This is a genomic window from Moritella sp. (assembly GCF_013215705.1).
In the GTDB taxonomy this organism is placed as follows: Bacteria; Pseudomonadota; Gammaproteobacteria; order Enterobacterales; family Moritellaceae; genus Moritella.
Genome location: NZ_JABSQR010000043.1, coordinates 1 through 22,591 on the forward strand (window position 1 = coordinate 1; position 22,591 = coordinate 22,591).

Here is a 22,591-nt window from a genome sequence, read left to right on the forward strand (position 1 = left end):
GCCAAACGCTAAATCAAGATTCAAGACGCTGTCTTGAACGAAAAAAGCCGATATCATTGATATCGGCTTTTTTTATACCTGTAAATTATTAGCGATTAAAGCTAAAATCTATTCAAATATACTTTCACCACTTAGAGTTAATCACACTTTCGGTGTTTAACTCTTTAAATTTAGATATTTAGGATCCTTATATGACTGATAACCATGAGATAATTAAATTACAAACTCTAAAGTGGGTGAAAGAGATCATTGTTAAGTACAATATTTGTCCTTTTGCGAAAAAAGAATTAGAACGAAAAAAAATTCATTGTGCAGTACTTGATGACACTGATTTAACTGCGTTATTAGAACATGTTAATGTTGAGTTTATTCGTTTGGATACGAATAAAGAGATTGCGACCACATTAGTTGTTGTTCCAAAACTGAGTGGTAATTTTGATGCATTTCTCGATTTAATTGATTATGCGAACGATTTATTGGAAATGCAGGACTATGAAGGTGTTTATCAATTAGCTCATATGCATCCTAAATATCGTTTTGATGACACGAAAATGCAAGATGCTGCTAATTTTACTAACCGCTCTCCTTATCCAATTCTTCATATTATTCGCGAAGATGAGATGGCGCGTGTATTAAGAGTATTCCCAAATCCAGAAGAGATCCCTGAGCGTAATATTGAATTATTAAGAAAAAAAGGATTTGCAGAAATAAACGCCGAATTAGAAGCGTGTTTTAACGTAGAAAAAAAATAAGGCTCTGAGATATCATGACAGAGCTGCATTAATGATCAGCAGCTCTGAGTTCATTGGAGCTAAACTTGTGCAGTTACAATTTCTTTTGAAAATGTTTTTTCACAATACTTACATTTTAGACCGATATTACCTTTGATCATTTTAATGGTAAAAGATGAAATAACCGGTTCTCCATGCGTAATACAGTTTGAATTTGGGCATGGGAACACATTTTCAACTTCTTTTGGCAATGCTAGGGAATGCTTATCTGTCACCTTAAAATTTTCAATTATATTGATTGTTGCATTTGGTGCGAGCAGTGCTAATTGGTTCGCTTGTGACTTGGTTATTTCAGTGTTTTCGACTTTAATTAAGTCTTTGGTTGTACCATCATGACTGGGCAGGTTGAAACCAACCGTAACACGCTGCTTAGTGTTCGTAAGACTGAATAGTCTTAGGATCTTAACACCTTGCCCTGATGGAATATGATCGATAACATAGCCATTACAGATAGCTTCTACTTGCATATGATTGTTTTTCATTATCTTATCCTTCGATTGTTTCATTTAATACAAGTGCTAGTAATGCTTCACGTGCATAAACACCATTTTCAGCTTGCTGAAAATAATAAGCGTATGGCGTTTTATCCACATCGACAGCGATCTCATCAACGCGTGGTAATGGATGAAGTACTTTCAAATTATCTTTCGCATGTTTTAATGAACTGGCCGATAAAATAAACCCAGCTTTCATGTGTTGATATTCGGTTTCATCAAAACGTTCTTTTTGTACGCGAGTCATGTATAACACGTCGATTTCGGGCACAACTTCTTCAATCGAATTATAACAGGCATAGCTGACATTGTGTTCATCGAGCTCATCACAGATATATTCAGGCATTGCTAACGCATCTGGTGCAATGAAATAGAATTTACAGCCAGTGAACTTAGCCAGGGCCTGTGCTAAAGAGTGAACTGTTCGGCCGTATTTAAGATCACCCACCAAGGCGATATTTAAGTTATCTAAGCGGCCTTGTGTTTCATAAATTGAAAACAGATCAAGTAAAGTTTGCGTTGGGTGTTGATTAGAACCATCACCGCCGTTAATAACGGGCACATTGGAGAATTCTGATGCTAACCTTGCCGCCCCTTCTTGAGGGTGGCGCATGACAAACGCATCAACGTAGCTTGAAATGACGCTGATAGAATCGGCAAGTGTTTCGCCTTTTTTAGCCAGTGAGGTGTTACTCGCATTATCGAAGCCAATAACTGTTCCACCTAATCGTTGGATAGCCGTTTCGAATGATAATCGTGTTCGTGTTGATGCTTCAAAGAAACAGCTCGCAATTACTTTGTGTTTTAACAGTTCGGGCTGTGGCTTATTTTTTAATTTTGCCGCAGTTTTAACAATAAGTTCTAGCTCATTACGTGAGATATCATTGATAGATACTATATGTTTTCTAAATAACGGATTTGCCATTTTTGTGCCCTGATTATCAGAATGCCCTAAAAAAAGCCTCATATTAATTGTGATGAAGCCTTACTAGTTTGAATGATGAGAGTGAGGGAGGAACTGCTCTTTGCATTGAGCATGTCTTAACTTTCTCATTCACTAAACACAATTGGCGATTTTAACTTAAAATAAATTACACAGAAAGCACTAATCAAATTAATTTTATGTAAATAATTCTATAAAGTTTAAACTATTCGTTGCTCTATGTTTGCTTATTACGCGTATTATTAAATATAATGGCTGTAGATATTGCAATATACTCGCTCTGATTATGAGAGCATTAATAAATTTATGGAACTTACAATGAGTAAAAAAATCATTTCGACAACGAATGCACCTGCTGCTATTGGTCCGTACTCACAAGCTAATCAACTTGGTAATATGGTTTATACTTCAGGGCAGATCCCATTAGTACCAGAAACGATGGAAATCATTGAAGGCGGTGTTAAAGAACAAGCTGAACTTGTGATGGAAAATCTGATGGCGGTATTAAAAGCGGCAAATGCAAGTGCAGATACAGTAATTAAAACGACATGTTTCTTAAGTGATATGAATGATTTTGCTACCTTCAATGAAGTATACGCACGTTATTTTCCTGAGAATGCGCCAGCACGTTCATGTGTTGAAGTTGCTCGTTTACCGAAAGATGTATTAGTTGAAGTTGAAGCTATCGCATACACTCTTTAATTAGGTCTATCTATGTCTAAACCTGTCACTATTGCAGTACTCGTTACTGGGCCTGCATATGGTAGCCAAGACGCTTTAAGCGCCTATCATTACGTTAAATCTGCGATTGAACTCGGTCATACTATTCAGCGTGTATTTTTCTATAATGATGGCGTGCTTAATGGTTCGACACTGACCTCCCCTGCAGCTGATGAGTTCGATCTTTATCAGGCCTGGTTAGTGTTAGCACGAGAGCACAAATTTGATTTAGATATATGTTCAGGTGCAGCGTTACGGCGTGGTGTGATGGATCAAAGTGAAGCCGATAAAGCTGGCAAGAGTAACTTTAATCTTGAATTACCATTTCAATTAACAGGACTAGGTCAATTAGCAGCGTCGATTGTGACTGCTGATCGGGTTATTCAGTTTTAATTATCTATATTTGGTTGAAAAAATGTTGAGAGCCGCGTTCGTTACTCGTCAAGTTCCGCATGGCACTAGCCTTGCGAGAGAAACTCAAGATGCCATTCTAGCTACTTCGGCGCTTACTGAAGATATAAGCGTCTTTTTTATTGGTGATGGTGTTTATCAATTAGTGAGTAAACAAAAGCCTCAGGGTATCGCTTGTCGTGATTTTGCGCCTACATTTGCTATGTTTGAGTTATATGATATTGAAAATATTTATGTGTGCGCAGACTCGCTGTTAGAGCGTGGTATTAGCGATATCGACTTGATTATAGACGTCGAGCGTTTAGCGCAGCCTGAAATTAATCAGCGTATACGTCAGCATGCTATTATTTTGAATTTTTGATTGGTGATAACATTATGCTTCATATTATTAAATCGTCACCGTTCTCACGAAACACATTTATTGACAGCCTCGCCTATCTCAACGACGGCGATGCGCTGCTCTTTATTCAAGACGCTGTAGTCATTACGGCATCACAGCATAAATATGCTAAAATACTTCAAGATCTCTTACCAAAGATAAGTGTTTACACTTTGACTGAAGATCTGGATGCAAGAGGGTTAAAATGTATTTTAGGTCAGCAAATTAGCTACCTAGAGTTTGTTAACCTGACTGTGTCGCATTTACAAATTCAGACTTGGAATTAAATAAGTCTGATCTGTACGAATTTTCATTGCGGCCCTATAAACTACGGGTAAGTTTTTATCTAGTAGTGTTGTAAAAGCAGTTTATTGACGATTTATTGGCAGATTAACTAATTTATTTTCAATAATAGTGTTGTTATGCTTGACAGCTAAAGGCGCAATGACTAAAATTCTGCGTCCCTATATTAGGGATGATTTTTCACACGTAAAAAACTCAACGGAGCTATTTTAAATGGCAACTACTAACCAATTAGTACGCAAGCCTCGCGTAAGAAACGTTACAAAAACTAACGTTCCTGCTCTTGAAGCTTGTCCACAACGTCGTGGTGTTTGTACTCGCGTATACACTACTACTCCTAAAAAACCTAACTCGGCTCTACGTAAAGTAGCTCGTGTTCGTCTAACTAACGGTTATGAAGTTACTTCATACATCGGTGGTGAAGGCCATAACCTGCAAGAGCATAGCGTGATCTTAATCCGCGGTGGTCGTGTTAAAGATTTACCGGGTGTTCGTTACCATACAGTTCGTGGTGCGTTAGATACAGCTGGTGTTAGTGACCGTCGTAAAGGTCGTTCTAAATACGGTACTAAACGTCCTAAGAATTAATAATTCTTCGTTTAGTAAGGCCAAGCAAACTGTTAACTATTTATTAGTTTTGGGTAATACCTGAAGCACAACGAGGAATAAGAGATGCCAAGACGTCGCGTCGTAGCTAAAAGAGAAATTTTAGCAGATCCAAAATTCGGATCAGAAATCCTAGCAAAATTCATCAACATCGTAATGGTAGACGGTAAAAAATCTACTTCAGAAGCGATTGTATATGGTGCGCTAGAAACTATCTCTACTAAAAGTGAAGATAAAACACACCTAGAGCTTTTCGAACTGGCTTTAGACAATGTACGTCCATCGGTTGAGGTTAAATCTCGCCGTGTTGGTGGTTCAACTTACCAAGTGCCAGTAGAAGTTCGTCCTTCTCGTCGTAATGCACTAGCTATGCGTTGGTTAGTTGAAGCAGCACGTAAACGTGGTGAAAAATCAATGGCTGCTCGTCTAGCTGGAGAGCTATTCGACGCTGCTGAAAACAAAGGTTCTGCGGTTAAGAAACGTGAAGACGTTCACCGTATGGCTGACGCGAATAAAGCATTTGCTCACTATCGCTGGTAATTTTTGGACGCAGATTTTAAATCTGCGTCAATTACTTTCTGTCTAGGTTTCCTAGTAAGGGATTTATTGTGGCACGTACAACTCCGATCGAGCTCTACCGAAACATTGGTATTTGTGCTCACGTTGATGCGGGTAAAACTACAACTACAGAACGAATTCTGTTCTATACTGGTCTTTCACATAAGATGGGTGAAGTTCATGATGGCGCAGCCACTATGGATTGGATGGAACAGGAGCAGGAGCGTGGTATTACCATTACTTCTGCTGCGACAACAACAATGTGGAAAGGTATGGATGCGCAATTTAAGCAGCACCGTATCAACATCATTGATACTCCGGGACATGTTGACTTCACGATTGAAGTAGAACGTTCTTTGCGAGTCCTTGATGGCGCAGTTGTCGTGTTTTGTGGTGCATCAGGTGTTGAACCACAATCTGAAACGGTTTGGCGTCAAGCTAATAAATATCAAGTACCACGTATTGTATTCGTTAATAAGATGGATCGTACCGGTGCTGATTTTGAAGCTGTCATTGACCAAATTCGTAATCGTCTGGGCGCGACTTGTGTTCCTATCCAGTTAAACATTGGTGCGGAAGATGAGTTTGAAGGCGTAATTGATTTAATTAAGATGAAATCAATTAGCTGGAATGAAGCAGATCAAGGTATGTCATTTAGTTATGGCGATATTCCTGCAGATCTACTTGAGCGTGCAGAAGAATTACATGAAGAATTGGTTGAGGCTGCCGCCGAAGCTAACGATGAGCTTATGGATAAATACCTTGAAGAAGGTGAATTATCTGAAGAAGAAATTAAAGCTGGTTTACGTCAACGTACGCTGAACAACGAGATCGTACTTGCGACTTGTGGTTCTGCCTTTAAAAATAAAGGTGTACAAGCGGTACTTGACGCAGTGGTTGAATTTCTTCCTAGCCCAACGGAAGTGAAAGATATCAATGGTATTGATGAGAATGAGAACGAAATTACTTGTTTATCAAGTGATGACGCTCCCTTTGCTGCATTAGCCTTTAAGATCGCGACCGACCCATTTGTAGGTACGCTTACGTTCCTGCGGGTGTATTCTGGAGTGGTCAATACGGGCGATGGCGTTTATAATTCTGTTAAGCAGAAGCGTGAACGTTTAGGTCGTATTGTGCAAATGCATGCCAATGATCGTCAAGAATTGAAAGAAATACGTGCCGGCGATATCGCTGCTGCAATTGGTCTTAAGGATGTCACTACTGGTGATACGCTTTGTGATATTAAGCATAAAGTAATTCTTGAGCGTATGGATTTTCCGGAACCGGTTATCCAAATTGCTGTAGAGCCTAAAACAGTAGCCGACCAAGATAAGATGGCTATCGCGCTAAGTAAATTAGCGGCTGAAGATCCATCATTCCGTGTTGAAACTGACGAAGAGTCAGCGCAAACATTGATATCTGGTATGGGTGAACTTCATCTGGACATTATTGTTGACCGTATGCGTCGTGAGTTTAACGTTGAATGCAACGTTGGTAAGCCTCAGGTTGCATATCGTGAATCAATTCGTGATTCAGTTGAAGCAGAAGGTAAATTCATTCGCGAGTTAGGTGGTCGTGGTCAATATGGTCATGTTCTGCTGAGACTGGAACCGCTTGAAGCGGGCGCTGGTTTTGAATTTGTGAATGAAATCGTTGATGGTGAGGTTCCTAGCGAATTCATCCCAGCGGTAGAAAAAGGTTGTAAAGAACAGATGGATCAGGGCGTGTTAGCTGGATATCCTATCATGGATGTTCGTGTTACACTCTACGGTGGTTCATTTCACGATGTTGATTCCAATGAAATGGCATTCAAGGTCGCGGGTTCTTTTGGTTGCAGACAGGGCGCATTGGATGCAAATCCAGCCTTGCTTGAGCCAATGATGAAAGTCGAAATTACCACTCCTGAGGGGTGGATGGGTGATGTTGTTGGTGACGTAAGCCGTCGTCGCGGCATGATCGAAGGTATGGATGATGGCCACTCAGGTCTTAAAATCATTCATGCTAAGGTTCCGTTGTCTGAAATGTTCGGTTATGCAACTGCACTACGTTCAGCTACACAGGGCCGCGCTTCGTATTCAATGGAATTCCTTGAATACAATGAAGCACCTAAAAACATCGCTGACAAAATTATTGAAGCGAAATAAAGTTTAACTTTGGTAGTCTTTATCATAAGATAAAGGCTTAACTGATAAATTAGAAGGTACACGTCGTGTCTAAAGAAAAATTTGTACGTAATAAAACCCACGTAAACGTAGGTACAATTGGTCACGTTGATCATGGTAAAACAACTCTAACAGCCGCTATCACAAATGTACTTGCAAAAGCATTCGGTGGTGAAGCTCAAGATTTCGCATCAATCGATAATGCTCCTGAAGAAAGAGAACGTGGTATCACGATCAATACTTCACACGTAGAGTATGATACAGAAAAACGTCATTATGCACACGTGGATTGCCCAGGCCATGCCGATTATGTTAAAAACATGATCACTGGTGCTGCTCAAATGGACGGCGCTATCTTAGTTGTTGCTGCAACTGATGGTCCTATGCCACAAACACGTGAGCACATCCTACTTTCTCGTCAGGTTGGCGTTCCTTACATCATCGTATTCATGAATAAATGTGATATGGTTGATGATGAAGAACTACTTGAACTAGTAGAAATGGAAGTTCGTGAACTTCTTTCTGAATATGACTTCCCAGGTGATGACCTACCAGTTATCCAAGGTTCTGCTCTTAAAGCTCTTGAAGGCGAAGCTGAATATGAAGCTAAGATTCTTGAACTAGCTGAAGCGTTAGATTCATACATCCCTGATCCAGAACGTGCTATCGATATGCCTTTCATTATGCCTATCGAAGACGTTTTCTCAATCTCTGGCCGTGGTACTGTTGTAACTGGTCGTGTTGAGCAAGGTATCGTTAACGTTGGTGATTCAGTAGAAATTATTGGTATCCGTGATACTGTTACGACTACTTGTACTGGTGTTGAAATGTTCCGTAAACTGCTTGACGAAGGTCGTGCTGGTGAGAACATTGGTGCACTTCTACGTGGTACTAAACGTGAAGACGTTGAACGTGGTCAAGTACTAGCTAAGCCTGGTTCAATCACTCCACATACTAAGTTTGAATCTGAAGTATACGTACTTTCTAAAGAAGAGGGTGGTCGTCACACTCCTTTCTTTAAAGGTTACCGTCCACAGTTCTACTTCCGTACAACTGACATCACTGGTGCTGTAGAGCTTCCAGAAGGTGTTGAAATGGTTATGCCTGGTGACAACCTTAAGTTTGTTGTTGAGCTAATCAACCCAATCGCGATGGAAGAAGGTCTACGCTTCGCTATCCGTGAAGGTGGCCGTACTGTTGGTGCTGGTGTTGTTTCTAAAGTAATCGCTTAATTTCGATTAGTTTGAACAATATATAGAAAGGTCGCTTAGGCGGCCTTTTTTTTCATCTACAATTTATGAAATTTGAAATTAGTGAAAGGTGACGAACTTAGTCCGCCACATTATTATTTAATTAACAGCATTATTTCGCTATTAGCGTTTCTTCGCATTAGCAAAGGCATCAGCAAACGCACTATTATTGAATCCTGAATTCCTGTCTGCTGTTTTATGTTGTCCTTTAGTTTGCGATTGTTTGGCTTGTCTGTTATTGCTGTCAGATCCCATTTTATTATTGCTTGCGGTATTATGACTTGCTACTGGCACTTCATCATCTAACCGCATCGTTAGTGCAATCCGTTTTCTGGCAATATCAATCTCAGTGACTTTGACTTTTACAATTTGTCCTGCTTTTACAATCTCGTGTGGGTCTTTAACAAAGCGATTGGTTAACGCTGAAATGTGCACTAAACCGTCTTGGTGGACACCGATATCAACAAAGGCACCAAAGTTAGTGACATTACTGATGACCCCTTCAAGCAGCATACCTGGCTTTAAATCAGTTATTTTTTCAATACCGTCTTTGAACGTTGCCGTTGTGAATTCAGGTCTTGGATCGCGTCCTGGTTTGTCTAATTCTTGCAGAATATCCAACACAGTCGGTAGACCAAATTTAGCATTGGTGTAATCTTGCGGATTGAGCGATTTAAGCAGTTCACTGTTACCGATTATCTCGGTGATTTTTTTACCTGTTTGTTGGGTAATATCTTTAATGACAGGGTATGACTCAGGATGTACGCCTGAACTGTCTAATGGATCTTTACCATTTAAGATGCGTAAGAAACCAGCGCATTGCTCAAATGCTTTAGGCCCTAAGCGTGGCACTTTCTTTAACTCATTACGTTTGCTGAATGGGCCATTGTCATTGCGATAATTCACAATATTTTCGGCAATAGTTTTATTCAGTCCTGCGACACGAGAGAGTAGTGCTGCAGATGCCAAATTAACATCAACACCGACTTTATTTACGCAATCTTCAATGACGATATCTAATTTTTTAGATAATAAGCTTTGGTTTACATCATGTTGATATTGACCAACACCAATAGCCTTGGGATCTATTTTTACCAGTTCTGCGAGCGGGTCTTGTAAACGTCGAGCAATCGATACCGCACCACGAATAGAGACGTCAAGCTGGGGGAATTCATTGGCGGCTAATTCTGATGCTGAATACACGGATGCCCCCGCTTCACTGACCATGATTTTTTGTAATTTTAGTGCTGGTTTAGCTTTGATTAATTCAGCTACCAGTTTATCTGTTTCTCGCGATGCAGTGCCGTTACCAATACTGATTAACTCAACACTATGACGCTGACATAATGTCGCTAGCGTTGATAAGGATTGTTGCCATTGCTGTTGGGGAACATGGGGGTAAATAGTGGTGTGATCGAGTAATTTTCCGGTGGCATCGACAACGGCAATTTTAGAACCTGTGCGTAGTCCTGGATCTAAACCTAAGGTGACCTTTGGTCCCGCTGGCGATGCCATTAACAATGCCGTAAGGTTGGCGGCAAATACTTTAATGGCTTCGACTTCGGCGGACTCTTTCATTTTACCGATTAGTTCTGTTTCTAGCTGACTCAGTAATTTTTGTTTCCAGCTGCTGTGAACCACCGATTTTAGCCATTCATCTGCGGGTTTGTTTTGATACTGGATCCCAAGATGTTTGGCGATAATAACTTCACAATAACTGGTGGCATTTTTTTCAGTAAATTCGGGATCTGCGTTTAAGCCAATCTGTAATTCACCTTCATTTTTACCACGTAACATGGCGAGCATACGGTGTGATGGTACTTTTCTGATCCCTTCACTGTGACTGAAATAATCTTTAAATTTACTGTCTGTAGTGGCTGACTTTTTATTTTCTTTGGATTCCAGTGTCGCATAGGCAAGTAGCTGGTTACGTACTTTGGCAATAAGCTCAGCATCGACACTGGCTTTTTCCATTAGGATAAATTTTGCGCCTTCTAATGCCTGTTCTGGTGCGGCGAAACTAGCATCTGATGTGACAAATTGTTTGGCGAGTTGCAGAGGCTGTTGCTGTGGGTTAGCAATCAGAGATTCTGCTAATGGTGTTAGCCCTGCTTCAATGGCTATTTGTCCCTTAGTTCGGCGTTTAGTTTTAAAGGGTAAATAGAGGTCCTCTAACCGTGTTTTTGTTTCTGCTGCATTGATAGCGGCTGTTAACTGTGGGGTTAACTTATCTTGCTCGGCGATATTTTTTAAAATTGTTGCACGGCGTGTTTCTAAATCACGTAAGTAGGTCAGGCGCTGTTCTAACGTTCTTAATTGACCATCATCTAAGCCTTCTGTGGCTTCTTTGCGATAACGGGCGATAAAAGGGACTGTCGACCCATCATCAAGTAGGGTTATTGCAGCGTTAACTTGGCGGACATGCGCATTAATTTCTTGCGCGATAAGAGTTGCTAATTTAGACACTTTGGATCCTTTAAATGAATAGATTGGTGATGACATGAATACGGATGATCACGCTGTAAATGGGTGGTATTGGATCTTGTTGATGTACCAAGTTTTACTACCCGCAGGGGTGTGCACTATCGCTTCATCATCCACTTGTTTACCGATAAGGGCTTTTGCCATTGGGGAATCAACGGTAACGAAATTACGCGTTGAGTCTAATTCGTCACGGCCGACAATACGGCATTGGATCACCGTGCCATCATCATCTTCTAATTCGGCATAGGCGCCAAAATAGACGGTGCCATCTTGCTGTGGGTTATAATCGACTATTTCTAGTACTTCGAGACGTTTAACTAAAAAACGGATCTCACGGTCGATAGTACGCAGTAAATGTTTATTTTCTTTGTAATCTGCATTATCACTGCGGTCGCCCAGAGACGCTGCCCAAGACACAACTTTTGTGACTCTTGGCCGTTCTTGTTTCCAGAGGAACTTAAGGCGTTTATCTAAGGTTTCCCAGCCGACTCGAGTGATTAAGTTTGATATAGCCAATGCTGTGACCTTATTAAATTATGGTGATTTGAAATTATAGCAATAGCGCAGCCCAATAGCTCATTATCGTTGCTGCAGGTATAAAAAATGCCAGATCGATTGCTCGATGCTGGCATTTTTGTGCATTATTTAAAGTGGTATAACGTTAACGTAACTAAAATTTAAAGTTGCGGTCCTGCAGCAAGCAGTGCTTTGCCTTCTTCGTTATCGGTGAACTTCTCGAAGTTGTTCACGAAACGTTTAGCGAGCGCTACTGCTTTCTCTTCCCATACATTTGCATCTTCGTATGTATCACGTGGGTCAAGGATATTAGTATCACAACCGGGTAGCGTTGTTGGTACTTCTAAATTGAAGTAAGGGATAGTTTTACTTTCCACTTTTTCAATTGAACCATCAAGAATTGCATCGATGATGGCGCGTGTATCTTTAATTGAAATACGTTTACCAGTGCCGTTCCAACCAGTATTAACTAGGTAAGCTTGCGCGCCTGATGCTTCCATACGTTTAACAAGCTCTTGGCCGTATTTGGTTGGGTGCAGCGATAAGAATGCCGCGCCGAAACAGGCTGAGAATGTTGGTGTTGGTTCTGTAATACCACGCTCAGTGCCGGCTAATTTAGCCGTAAAACCTGATAGGAAGTGATATTTCGTTTGTTCTGGCGTCAGTTTCGATACGGGTGGTAACACCCCAAATGCATCTGCACTTAAGAAAATAACTTTATTTGCGTGGCCGCCTTTTGAGATCGGCTTAACGATATTTTCAATGTGTTCGATAGGATAAGAAACACGGGTGTTTTCTGTTTTCGAACCGTCGTCATAATCAACTACGCCGCCGTCAAGTACGGTTACGTTTTCAAGTAGTGCATCACGACGAATTGCGCCAAAGATTTCTGGTTCCGCTTCTGCGCTTAATTTAATTGTTTTTGCGTAACAACCGCCTTCGAAGTTGAATACGCCGTCATCATCCCAGCCGTGTTCGTCATCACCAATTAATTGGCGTTTTGGATCGGTTGATAATGTTGTTTTACCAGTACCTGATAAACCAAAGAAGATTGCGGTTTCGCCGTCAGAACCGATGTTTGCTGAACAATGCATTGATGCAATACCTTGTAGTGGCAATAGGTAGTTCATATAAGAGAACATACCTTTTTTCATTTCGCCGCCGTACCAAGTACCACCGATCAGTTGAATTTTCTCTGTTAAATTGAAAGCAACAAAGTTTTCAGAATTTAGGCCGTGCTTTTCCCAATCTGGATTTGTGCACTTAGCACCATTCATGACCACGAAATCTGGTTCGTAAGTGGCTAATTCTGCGTCGGTAGGACGGATGAACATGTTCTTAACGAAATGCGCTTGCCATGCAACTTCAGTGATGAAGCGAACTTTAATACGGGTATTGGCGTTCGCACCACAGTAAGTATCAACAACGAATAAACGTTTTGTTGAAAGTTGCTGTGTTACCAGTGTTTTCAAATCATTCCATACGTCTTGAGAGATGGCTTTGTTATCATTCTTACCTTGATCTGACCACCATACCGTATCGCGCGTTGTATCATCACGCACAATATATTTATCTTTTGGTGAACGACCAGTGAAGATACCCGTATCTACAGCAACTGCACCTGATTCAGTCACGGTACCTTTTTCATAACCTTCTAGACCCGCTTTTGTTTCTTCTGCAAAAAGTAGTGCGTAAGAAGGGTTGTATACGATTTCTTCAACATCCTTGATGCCATATACCGATAGATCGATAGTGGCGCCAATAACGGTATTTTTATTTTTTATTTCTGTCATTGGAATCTCCTGGGGGTACAGAGTTTAATTTATTGTTTCAGATTAAATTAAGTTTGGTTTAAATTACATTTTATTAATAGCAATGGGCGCACTAACGGCACCCTTATTACTACATATCGTATTGTTAAACTATGTGTCGCGGTGTATTTGCTACACTCTTATTCACATCTTGTTTAATGTACTGGGTTGCCAATCTGCGGTGCGTGTATATCTTCTACATCACCGGCATTAAAGGCATAAAGCGAACCGCAATAATCACAGTGCATCTCTATTTGGCCTTTTTCAGCAATAATATCAAGTAACTCTTCTTTTGCTACGCTAAGTAATGCTGTTGCACTACGTTCGTGTGAACAACCACATTTGAATGACACGGTTTGTGGGTCGAATAAGCGTACTTTTTCTTGGTGATAAAGTCGTACCAACACATCTTCTGCATCTAGATTAAATAATTCATCATCTTTAATCGTTGCTGTTAATGCGACTAGGTGTTCAAAATCTTCGGGTGAACTTTTCTTGTCGTCTGATGCGGGTAATTTTTGTAACATCATGCCGGCCGCTTGTTTTCTATAGCCAACTTTACCTGTGCGGAACCACAAACGTGTTGTTAATTGTTCAGATTGTTCAAAATATTTTTCTAAACACTCTTGTAAAGTATCGCCACCAAGTTCAACGATACCTTGATAACGTTCGCCTTTGTCTGGTGAGATAGTTATAACCATCACGCCTTTACCAATCAGTTCTTTTACATTGTTGGTGTCTGGTACTGAACCATTCCAACGAGCCACACCACGTAATTCAAGATCTTCGTTACCGTTAATAACCGCAAGTGTTACCGGACCGTCACCTTGTAGCTGGACTGTGATAGAGCCTTTAAATTTTAATGTCGCTGTTAATAGACTTGTTGCAACTTGTAACTCACCAAGTAGGCGCTGAATGGGTCTTGGATAATTTAGATTTTCTAAAATATCAATAAAGCTTTGTTCAAGTTGTACAATCTCACCACGTACTTGGTGATCTTCAAACAGGTAACGGTGTAATAAATCTTTCTGGCTCATACTATTCTCGACGTTAAAGTTAATGATTTTTTATCCGCAATAGTTCTCGACGTTGTTTTTTGTCGGGACGTTTATCGGGGCAGGGGTTATACAATGTATTTAGTTTACGCGCGACATCATTTTGTGCACGCTTTTCAACACTACTTGGTGTTTCTTCATACAGGGTAGCCGCTTCTGGTGCCCCTCTCCTTTGCGCGGAAAGCTGCTTTACGATCACTTCCTTTTCATCAAAGCCTTGTTTTATTTTTATTGTTGCACCCAACTCAACGGTTTTACTGGGTTTAGTGCGTTGGTCATTGTAGCGAATTTTGCCACTCTGGATCATGTCTCTGGCAATGGCGCGGGTTTTATAAAATCGAGCTGCCCATAGCCATTTATCGAAACGTACATCACTACTATCTGGTTTGGTATTTTTTGACATATCTAATACAACCATATTCCAAATAAACGGTTTAATCGACCTGATTATAACAGATAAATAAACGACTAAGAGAGTCTTTTATTGATGCTTTTGACACATTTTGTTAACTTAAGTAAGTAGTGTATTTCACATTTCTTTCATCTAAGTTTCATTTGTAAGTGTCGTAATAACAGTGTGGCGAATAATAAAAATGCATATATCCTTTAAAGATTGGTGCGGATATATGTCATCTACCTCAAAAAGTATGAAGTATCGGTCATTATTAGACTGATTTTATTCGTTTTGTGGTGTTAATGCTTGTCGGGATAAAGCCAGCGGGCTATTATTGGTCAGTTAAATTTATGACTTTTCTTCGGGTTAATCACGGCGTTGGTAAATATACCTTATTTTGAAAGTAATGCTGTATTAGGGTAATACAAAAATGGATAATTTAGATGCGTTTAAGCAGCTTATAATCAAACTACCACAACAACAAATAGCAACTTGTTGTTGTTATTTGTTGCTGACGGTGTTTTGTTATCAATCGGCATTATTGACTTGGCAACTATGGTCGACAACATCAGGCTCTGCAACATCGTGGCAACCGATATCTAGTCGTGCTAGCAATCAAGTCAACAATTATGAATTAAATACCCTCCGTAACTTAAACCTGTTCGGGAAACAACAAACGGAAAAACAAGTCGCTGTAGTGGTACAAAATATAGATGCCCCGAAAACGCGCTTACGCTTAACGTTAACTGGACTTGTCGCTAGCAGTGAGCCAAGTCTTGCGTTAGCTATTATTGAATATAAAGGCAAGCAAGAAACGTATGCGATTGATGACGAGATAGGCTCGACCAGAGCGATGTTAAAGCAGGTGCACCCTGATCGTGTGCTCATTGAATATCAAGGTAATTTAGAAACATTGATGTTAGATGGTGAAGACTTTAGCCGTGAAATAAGCCAACAACAACCTCGTGAAACAAGTTCTGGGAAAGCACCTAGAGATCTTTCTAATCTACGCAAAACGCTATTGAAAAACCCCGCCAGTATTACCGATTATGTTCGTATTTCACCTGTTCGTAAAAACGGTAAATTATCTGGCTATCGTGTCAATCCTGGCAAGAATCGTCAATTATTTAAAGACGTTGGTTTAAAACCCAATGATCTCGCCGTATCGTTAAATGGATATGATTTAACGGATACCCGCCAAGCAATGGAAGTCGCAAAGCAACTGAAAGATTTGACCGAAATGTCGCTAACGGTGGAACGCGATGGGCAATTACACAGTATTTATTTAAGTATACCAGAGTAGCCATTTGAGCTGTATAAATTTTAGGTAGCTAAGGATAAAGATGAACCTTAATAATGTTGGAAAAAAATTAACAAGCTTATCTGCAGGTATACTGCTGGGCTTGAGTGGTATGGCCATGGCTGCCGACTATTCTGCGAGTTTTAAAGGCACAGATATTAATGAATTTATTAATGTCGTGGGTAAAAACTTAAATAAAACCGTGATTATTGATCCAAGTGTACGTGGCAAGGTCAATGTACGCAGTTATGATCTGCTAAATGAAGAGCAGTATTATCAGTTTTTTCTTAATGTATTAGATGTGTATGGTTATGCCGTTGTGAAGATGGATAATGGTGTACTTAAAGTCATTAAAAGCAAAGCCGCGAAGACCTCAAGCATCCCTGTGGTTGACGATCACAATCCTGGTAAGGGTGATGAAATGGTGACACGTGTGGTACCTGTACATAATGTATCAGTGCGTGAACTGTCGCCGTTATTACGCCAATTAAACGATAATGCCGGTGGCGGTAATGTAGTGCATTATGAACCGTCGAATGTATTAATGCTGACTGGCCGTGCTGCGGTGGTTAATCGTTTAGTTGAAATTGTTCGCCGTGTGGATAAAGCCGGTGATCAAGAAGTCGATATTATTCATCTTAAATATGCATCTGCCAGTGAGATGGTACGTATCATTGATAGCCTGACCAAAGGCAATGGCAAGTCGAAAATACCGAGCATCTTACAACCTAAAATTGTGGCGGATGACCGTACTAATGCCGTGGTGATCAGTGGCGACCCCAAAGCCCGTCAACGGGTTGCAAGCTTGATCCAAAAATTAGACAGTGAATTAGAAACTACCGGTAATACCCGGGTTATTTATTTGAAATATGCCAATGCCAAAGAAGTCGCTGATGTATTAAAAGGGGTGAGTAACTCGATCACATCGACCAAATCAGGCTCGTCTAAAAGTCAGTCTAAGTCTAATTCGGTCTTGGGTATTGAGGCGCATGAAGATACCAATGCCTTGGTGATCACGGCGCAACCTGATGTGATGCGTACTTTGCAACAAGTGATTAATCAACTTGATATCCGCCGCGCGCAAGTCTTAGTTGAAGCTATTATCGTTGAAATTTCGGAAGGCGACGGTATTAACTTTGGTGTTCAGTGGATCTCGGAAGCGGGTGGTACCCAATATAATAATGGTACGCAAGTGCCGTTAACCACGATTGGCGCGGGTATTTATGATGCACAAGATAAAACAACAACAACAACAGGTAAAAATGCTGAGGGTAATCCAACCACCACTACGACTAAAACCACCGGTGATGTAGCCACATTAGCCGCGGCGTTAAGTGGTGTTAATGGGTTAGCGCTGGGGGTAATGAACAGTGCTAAAAGCTTCGGCGCTATAATTCAAGCATCTGCGAATGATTCTAATTCTAACATTCTGGCGACGCCGAGTATTATGACGCTCGATAACCAAGAAGCGTCATTTATCGTCGGTGAAGAAGTGCCGGTGATTACTGGGTCTTCAGCCAGTTCTGGTAACGATAACCCGTTCCAGACCGTCGAACGTAGAGAGGTCGGGATCAAGTTAAAAGTGACGCCGCAGATCAATGAAGGTGATGCGGTTCAGCTCACGATTGAACAAGAAGTTTCTCAGGTACTGGGTTCTACTTCGGTAGACGTGACCTTTGCCACAAGGCAGGTTAAGACCACTATTTTAGCCGAGAGTGGCCAGACTGTGGTGATCGGTGGTTTACTGGATGAACAAGTGATTGAAAGTGTGTCTAAGGTACCTTGGTTAGGGGATATCCCTTGGATTGGCAACTTGTTTAAGTCAACATCATCAAGTACGAAAAAACGGAATTTGATGATCTTCATCAAGGCCACTATTATTCGCGATAATGCATCGATTCGTGGTGTGAGTAACCGTAAATATAGCCTCATTCGTGCACATCAATTGATGCGACAAGAAGATGGGGTGGCATTAATGCCGTATAGCGATGTGCCCGTATTACCTAAGTTTAATCAAGAGCGGGTGATTTCGCCGGAATTACGTAAATATTTAGAAGAGCAAGATGATAAAACGGTACAGTTTGATGTTAGACCTGAGTCAGAAGTGACGGATACCGAATCACAGCAAAATGAGGCTGAGTAGATGAGTACTCAGGACTATGCCGAGGTAAGTGAAAGCGAACGCTTACCTTTTTCGTTCGCCAAAAAATTTGGCGTGGTGTTAAGCGAAGTGGAACAGGGCTGGGTATTATATCACAAAGCCGATGTCGCCCCGTCGACGGTACTGGAAGTACGTCGTAACCTTGGTCAAGCATTTCAATTAGTGCTGTTAGATGATGAAGCATTTGAATTAAAACTGACTGACGTGTTTCAACGTGACTCATCAGAAGCTCGGCAGTTAATGCAGGACATTGGTAATGAAGTTGATTTCTTTACGTTAGCCGAGGAGTTGCCAACCGAAGAAGATTTGTTGGAGTCCGATGATGATGCGCCGATCATTAAACTGATCAACGCCATGCTCAGTGAAGCGATTAAAGAAGGTGCTTCAGATATTCACGTCGAAACATTCGAACGTGCACTGGTGATCCGCTTCCGCATTGACGGTGTATTAAGAGAAATTTTGAAACCGAATCGGAAATTAGCATCTCTGTTAATATCCCGGATCAAAGTCATGTCAAAAATGGATATCGCGGAAAAGCGTGTTCCCCAAGATGGCCGTATTTCGCTACGAATTGGTGGACGTGGTGTTGACGTGCGGGTATCAACCCTACCATCGAGTTTTGGTGAGCGCGTAGTAATGCGTTTACTCGATAAGAACAACACTAAATTAGAATTAAAGCATTTGGGGATGACGTTAGATAACCGCAATAAGATGTCGGAACTGATTCATAAACCGCACGGTATTATTTTGGTTACCGGGCCTACGGGTTCAGGTAAAAGTACTACTTTATATGCTGCGTTATCGGAAATTAACAGTAGAGATCGTAATATCTTAACAGTAGAAGATCCGGTGGAATATCAACTTGATGGTATTGGTCAAACGCAGGTTAACCCGAAAGTTGATATGACCTTCTCACGTGGTTTACGGGCTATTTTACGTCAAGATCCCGATGTGGTGATGATTGGTGAGATTCGTGACTTAGAAACGGCGCAGATTGCTGTACAAGCCAGCTTAACTGGCCACCTGGTATTATCCACCTTACACACCAATACCGCAGTCGGTGCCGTCACGCGTTTACGTGATATGGGATTAGAGCCCTTCTTATTGTCGTCAAGTATATTGGGGGTATTAGCACAACGCTTAGTGCGAACTCTGTGTGCCGATTGTCGAGAGGGCGCACCGCCAACAGAGCGCGAACTTGAGCAACTGGCTTCTAATCGTGTGGTTGACGCGACGATAATTTATCATCCTAAAGGTTGTGAAAACTGTAATCAAACCGGTTACCGCGGTCGAACTGGTATTCATGAATTATTAATTGTCGATGAAGATGTACGAGACATGATCCACAGTGGTGCCGGTGAACAGATTGTCGAGCGGCATATTCGCCCATTCACCCCCAGTATCCGTCAAGATGGCCTGGCTAAAGTACTCGAAGGTGTCACCACCTTAGAAGAAGTACTCCGTGTGACAAGAGAGGGATAAGCATGCCTGCATTTTCTTATTTAGCAATTGATCAAAAAGGTAAAAAGAAAAAAGGGGTGGTGGAAGCCGATGGCCCAAAGCAAGCGCGTAGTTTATTGCGCGAGAAAGGCTTAACCCCCCTAGAAGTGGAAATGTCTGCCGCGGCTGAAAAAAAACAAGCGGCAGGGTTGTTTTCATTTAAACGCGGTATTAGTACGGCGGATATGGCGCTATTAACCCGTCAGTTATCCACATTAATTGCGGCATCCCTACCGCTAGAAGAATCATTAAAAGCGGTGGCAGAACAAAGTGAACTACCGCGTATTCAGAATATGATCTTAGCCGTGCGTAGCCGCGTTGTTGAAGGGCATACCTTAGCGGAAAGTTTTGCTGAGTTCCCGCATGCCTTTGACGATTTGTATTGTTCGATGGTGGCATCAGGCGAAAAGTCAGGGCACTTAGACAAAGTTCTTAATCGCTTGGCTGATTATACCGAACAGCGTCAAAAAATGGCGAGTCAACTCACACAAGCCATGATCTATCCGGTGATGTTAACGCTGGTGGCGATTGGTGTGGTGTCATTATTATTGACTAGTGTGGTGCCTAAAGTGGTTGGTCAATTCCAACACATGGGACAAGAGTTACCACAAATCACCCAAATACTGATCGCGTTATCTGATTTTGTCAGTGATTATGGCTTGGCTGTCGTCGTCATTATTGTACTGGCTATTATCGGTGTGAAACGGGTGTTATTGAAACCGCAGTATCGTTTGGTATTTGATGAACGATTATTAAAAGTACCTGTCATTGGTAAGATAAGTCGTGGCGTCAATACGGCGCGTTTTGCGCGTACCTTAAGTATTTTGAATGCCAGTGCAGTACCACTACTGGAAAGTATGTCGATTGCAGGGCAGGTATTAACCAATATGCATGCGCGTAAATTAGTGGAAGCCGCGACGAATCGTGTTCGAGAAGGGACCAGTTTAAGAGCTGCATTAACGGAAACAAAATTATTTCCGCCGATGATGCTGCATATGATCGCCAGTGGTGAACAAAGTGGTGAACTTGGTCCGATGTTAGAGCGTGCTGCAGATAATCAAGATTCGCAGTTTGAAGCGCAAGTGGCGATGGCGCTAGGCATTTTTCAACCCTTGCTGGTGGTGAGTATGTCGTTTGTTGTATTATTTATCGTGATGGCAATTCTTCAACCTATTTTGTCTTTAAACCAGATGGTTGCAGGTTAGATTTTATTTTAAGTAGAGGATATTATGAATAATAAAAAACGGAATGTGTCAGGTTTTACCCTGTTAGAGATCATGGTCGTTATTGTGATTTTAGGGGTGCTTGCATCAATGGTTATTCCTAATTTACTAGGTAATAAAGATAAAGCGGATCGTCAAAAAGTAGTATCCGATCTTGTCGCGTTAGAAAATGCGATGGATATGTATAAGTTAGACAACAGCCGTTATCCAACAACAGAACAAGGTTTGGATGCATTAGTTGTAGAGCCAGATGTGGATCCTGCGCCAAGAGATTATCGTAACGGCGGTTATATAAAACGGTTACCGCAAGACCCTTGGGGTAATGAATATTTGTTAGTGAGTCCGGGTGAAAATGGCCAAGTTGATATTTATTCTATTGGCTTAGATGGTGAAGAAGGTTCCGATGATGATATCGGCAACTGGAACATGCATGATAAGTAACTAATTTTTATTGAGGCACAGGTTATTTTCTGTGCCTTTTTTTATTCATCTGAACGCATTCGATGTTAACTCCTATTCTATCAGAATGCATATCAACAATGACCAAGGTACACAATGAAAAATCGTACTCATCAAGAATCTGGCTTTACGCTATTAGAGATAATGTTAGTTATATTCTTAATGGGCATGATGGTCACCGGTGTTGTCATGACAATGGGTTCCTCAGGCCCTGATAAGCTACTCAAAAAAGAAGCGGCTCGTTTTATCGGTGTGCTAGAACTGGCCGAAGAAGAAGCCTTACTCAGTAGTATTGAAATGGGGGTCGTGATTGAAGAACAGCACTATCAATTTGTTTATTTAGATGACAATGATAAATGGTCCGCATTTAATGACTCTAAGTTTTTTGCTAAAAAAGAGCTACAAGAAGACATGCTTATGTCACTTGAGTTAGCAGGGCTGAAAGCGGAAGGCAGCTTGTTAGGTGATCGCAAACTATTTGCTGATGATGATGGTTTGTTTGAGGGTGATGAAAAAGACGAACGTATCGAACCGGATGTGTTTATTTATTCAAGCGGTGAAATTACCGATTTTACGTTGACGTTTACCTACATGGATGCGGACGTTGGGGACAGTAGTATCAAGGTCCAATTTGATGAATATGGAAAATTAATGATTAATACCACGGTGGATGGATTTTAATGAAACCATGTTTAGGAAAAAAAACATTATTTAAGCAAGCTGGCATGACATTATTAGAAGTCATGGTGGCGATGGCGGTATTTGGCACGGCTGGTCTGGCCGTGATGAAAGTAGCGACTGAAAATCTCAGTAGCTTAGCCTATTTGGAAGAAAAGACGTTTGCTAGCTGGGTCGCGAGTAATACCTTAACGGAATTAAAAATCGCTAAAACGATACCGGGAAAATCATGGCGAAAAGGGGAGTCTGAACTAGCCGGACGCACCTGGTATTGGCGTTATAAAGCAGAAGCGACAGACAGCCGTGACTTTGTTGGGGTGACAGTCGAAGTGGCGACAGATAAGAAATATGAATCAACCGTTAGTCACTTACTTACCTATGTGGTGCGTTAAG

At 41.2% G+C, this 22,591-nt stretch carries 23 protein-coding genes; 16 read left to right on the forward strand and 7 right to left on the reverse strand.

Annotation, left to right across the window (positions count from 1 at the left end; translation table 11 throughout):
• The first annotated feature begins 191 nt into the window (after positions 1–191).
• The gene (locus tag HRT96_RS20830; RefSeq protein WP_293160438.1) at positions 192–752 is read left to right on the forward strand and encodes a DUF1415 domain-containing protein; all 561 of its coding nucleotides are present in this window, start codon (positions 192–194) and stop codon (positions 750–752) included.
• Positions 753–811: 59 nt separating this feature from the next.
• Here HRT96_RS20830 and pyrI read toward each other — a convergent pair whose 3' ends face one another.
• The gene (gene pyrI, locus HRT96_RS20835; protein WP_293160440.1) at positions 812–1,273 is read right to left on the reverse strand and encodes an aspartate carbamoyltransferase regulatory subunit; all 462 of its coding nucleotides are present in this window, start codon (positions 1,271–1,273) and stop codon (positions 812–814) included.
• Between the two features lie 4 nt (positions 1,274–1,277).
• A complete protein-coding gene (gene pyrB, locus HRT96_RS20840; protein ID WP_293160442.1) occupies positions 1,278–2,210 on the reverse strand; it encodes an aspartate carbamoyltransferase in 933 nt (310 codons plus the stop codon).
• A gap of 336 nt (positions 2,211–2,546) precedes the next feature.
• On the opposite strand from pyrB, the gene HRT96_RS20845 reads away from it, so the two are divergent.
• The 8 genes from HRT96_RS20845 (at position 2,547) to tuf (ending at position 8,599) form a co-directional block, all read left to right on the forward strand.
• Positions 2,547–2,930: a RidA family protein gene (locus HRT96_RS20845; RefSeq protein ID WP_293160444.1), complete on the forward strand. Its 384-nt coding sequence runs from the start codon at positions 2,547–2,549 to the stop codon at positions 2,928–2,930.
• A 12-nt stretch (positions 2,931–2,942) separates the two neighbouring features.
• Positions 2,943–3,341: a sulfurtransferase complex subunit TusD gene (gene tusD, locus HRT96_RS20850; protein ID WP_293160446.1), complete on the forward strand. Its 399-nt coding sequence runs from the start codon at positions 2,943–2,945 to the stop codon at positions 3,339–3,341.
• 22 nt (positions 3,342–3,363) lie between these two features.
• On the forward strand, positions 3,364–3,720 hold the full coding sequence (tusC, locus tag HRT96_RS20855) for a sulfurtransferase complex subunit TusC (protein ID WP_293132634.1): 357 nt from the start codon (positions 3,364–3,366) through the stop codon (positions 3,718–3,720).
• Positions 3,721–3,734: 14 nt separating this feature from the next.
• Positions 3,735–4,025 (forward strand): sulfurtransferase complex subunit TusB, encoded by a 291-nt coding sequence (gene tusB / locus HRT96_RS20860; RefSeq protein WP_293160448.1) that lies wholly within the window; start codon positions 3,735–3,737, stop codon positions 4,023–4,025.
• Between the two features lie 229 nt (positions 4,026–4,254).
• A complete protein-coding gene (gene rpsL, locus HRT96_RS20865; RefSeq protein WP_006033662.1) occupies positions 4,255–4,629 on the forward strand; it encodes a 30S ribosomal protein S12 in 375 nt (124 codons plus the stop codon).
• Between the two features lie 84 nt (positions 4,630–4,713).
• Positions 4,714–5,187, forward strand: a complete 474-nt coding sequence (gene rpsG, locus HRT96_RS20870) for a 30S ribosomal protein S7 (RefSeq protein WP_293160450.1) — start codon at positions 4,714–4,716, stop codon at positions 5,185–5,187.
• Positions 5,188–5,255: 68 nt separating this feature from the next.
• Positions 5,256–7,349, forward strand: coding sequence for an elongation factor G (gene fusA, locus HRT96_RS20875; RefSeq protein ID WP_293160452.1), 2,094 nt, complete (start codon positions 5,256–5,258; stop codon positions 7,347–7,349).
• A gap of 65 nt (positions 7,350–7,414) precedes the next feature.
• Complete coding sequence (gene tuf / locus HRT96_RS20880; RefSeq protein ID WP_293160454.1) at positions 7,415–8,599, forward strand: elongation factor Tu; 1,185 nt, start codon at positions 7,415–7,417, stop codon at positions 8,597–8,599.
• Between the two features lie 141 nt (positions 8,600–8,740).
• Here tuf and HRT96_RS20885 read toward each other — a convergent pair whose 3' ends face one another.
• From HRT96_RS20885 to hslR, 5 genes are all read right to left on the reverse strand, one after another.
• On the reverse strand, positions 8,741–11,083 hold the full coding sequence (locus HRT96_RS20885) for a Tex family protein (protein WP_293160456.1): 2,343 nt from the start codon (positions 11,081–11,083) through the stop codon (positions 8,741–8,743).
• Between the two features lie 48 nt (positions 11,084–11,131).
• A complete protein-coding gene (gene greB, locus HRT96_RS20890; RefSeq protein WP_293160458.1) occupies positions 11,132–11,617 on the reverse strand; it encodes a transcription elongation factor GreB in 486 nt (161 codons plus the stop codon).
• Positions 11,618–11,778: 161 nt separating this feature from the next.
• The gene (pckA, locus tag HRT96_RS20895; RefSeq protein WP_293160460.1) at positions 11,779–13,410 is read right to left on the reverse strand and encodes a phosphoenolpyruvate carboxykinase (ATP); all 1,632 of its coding nucleotides are present in this window, start codon (positions 13,408–13,410) and stop codon (positions 11,779–11,781) included.
• A gap of 173 nt (positions 13,411–13,583) precedes the next feature.
• Positions 13,584–14,465 (reverse strand): Hsp33 family molecular chaperone HslO, encoded by an 882-nt coding sequence (hslO, locus tag HRT96_RS20900; RefSeq protein WP_293160462.1) that lies wholly within the window; start codon positions 14,463–14,465, stop codon positions 13,584–13,586.
• 19 nt (positions 14,466–14,484) lie between these two features.
• Positions 14,485–14,901 (reverse strand): ribosome-associated heat shock protein Hsp15, encoded by a 417-nt coding sequence (hslR, locus tag HRT96_RS20905; protein WP_293160464.1) that lies wholly within the window; start codon positions 14,899–14,901, stop codon positions 14,485–14,487.
• A 406-nt stretch (positions 14,902–15,307) separates the two neighbouring features.
• Between hslR and gspC the strand changes: the two genes are divergently transcribed.
• The 7 genes from gspC to gspI all read left to right on the forward strand — a co-directional run bounded on the left by gspC (position 15,308) and on the right by gspI (position 22,590).
• Positions 15,308–16,180 carry a type II secretion system protein GspC gene (gspC, locus tag HRT96_RS20910; protein ID WP_293160466.1) on the forward strand — a complete coding sequence of 291 codons (873 nt, stop codon included), beginning with the start codon at positions 15,308–15,310 and terminating at the stop codon, positions 16,178–16,180.
• A gap of 40 nt (positions 16,181–16,220) precedes the next feature.
• On the forward strand, positions 16,221–18,320 hold the full coding sequence (gspD, locus tag HRT96_RS20915; RefSeq protein WP_293160468.1) for a type II secretion system secretin GspD: 2,100 nt from the start codon (positions 16,221–16,223) through the stop codon (positions 18,318–18,320).
• Entirely contained in the window at positions 18,321–19,820 is a 1,500-nt protein-coding gene (gene gspE / locus HRT96_RS20920) for a type II secretion system ATPase GspE (protein ID WP_293160470.1), read from the forward strand.
• 2 nt (positions 19,821–19,822) lie between these two features.
• Positions 19,823–21,043: a type II secretion system inner membrane protein GspF gene (gene gspF, locus HRT96_RS20925; protein ID WP_293160472.1), complete on the forward strand. Its 1,221-nt coding sequence runs from the start codon at positions 19,823–19,825 to the stop codon at positions 21,041–21,043.
• A 24-nt stretch (positions 21,044–21,067) separates the two neighbouring features.
• On the forward strand, positions 21,068–21,502 hold the full coding sequence (gene gspG, locus HRT96_RS20930; RefSeq protein WP_067046693.1) for a type II secretion system major pseudopilin GspG: 435 nt from the start codon (positions 21,068–21,070) through the stop codon (positions 21,500–21,502).
• 114 nt (positions 21,503–21,616) lie between these two features.
• Entirely contained in the window at positions 21,617–22,201 is a 585-nt protein-coding gene (gspH, locus tag HRT96_RS20935; protein ID WP_293160476.1) for a type II secretion system minor pseudopilin GspH, read from the forward strand.
• On the forward strand, positions 22,201–22,590 hold the full coding sequence (gene gspI, locus HRT96_RS20940; RefSeq protein ID WP_293160478.1) for a type II secretion system minor pseudopilin GspI: 390 nt from the start codon (positions 22,201–22,203) through the stop codon (positions 22,588–22,590). Before gspH ends, gspI begins: the two co-directional genes overlap by 1 nt.
• Position 22,591: the final 1 nt, after the last annotated feature.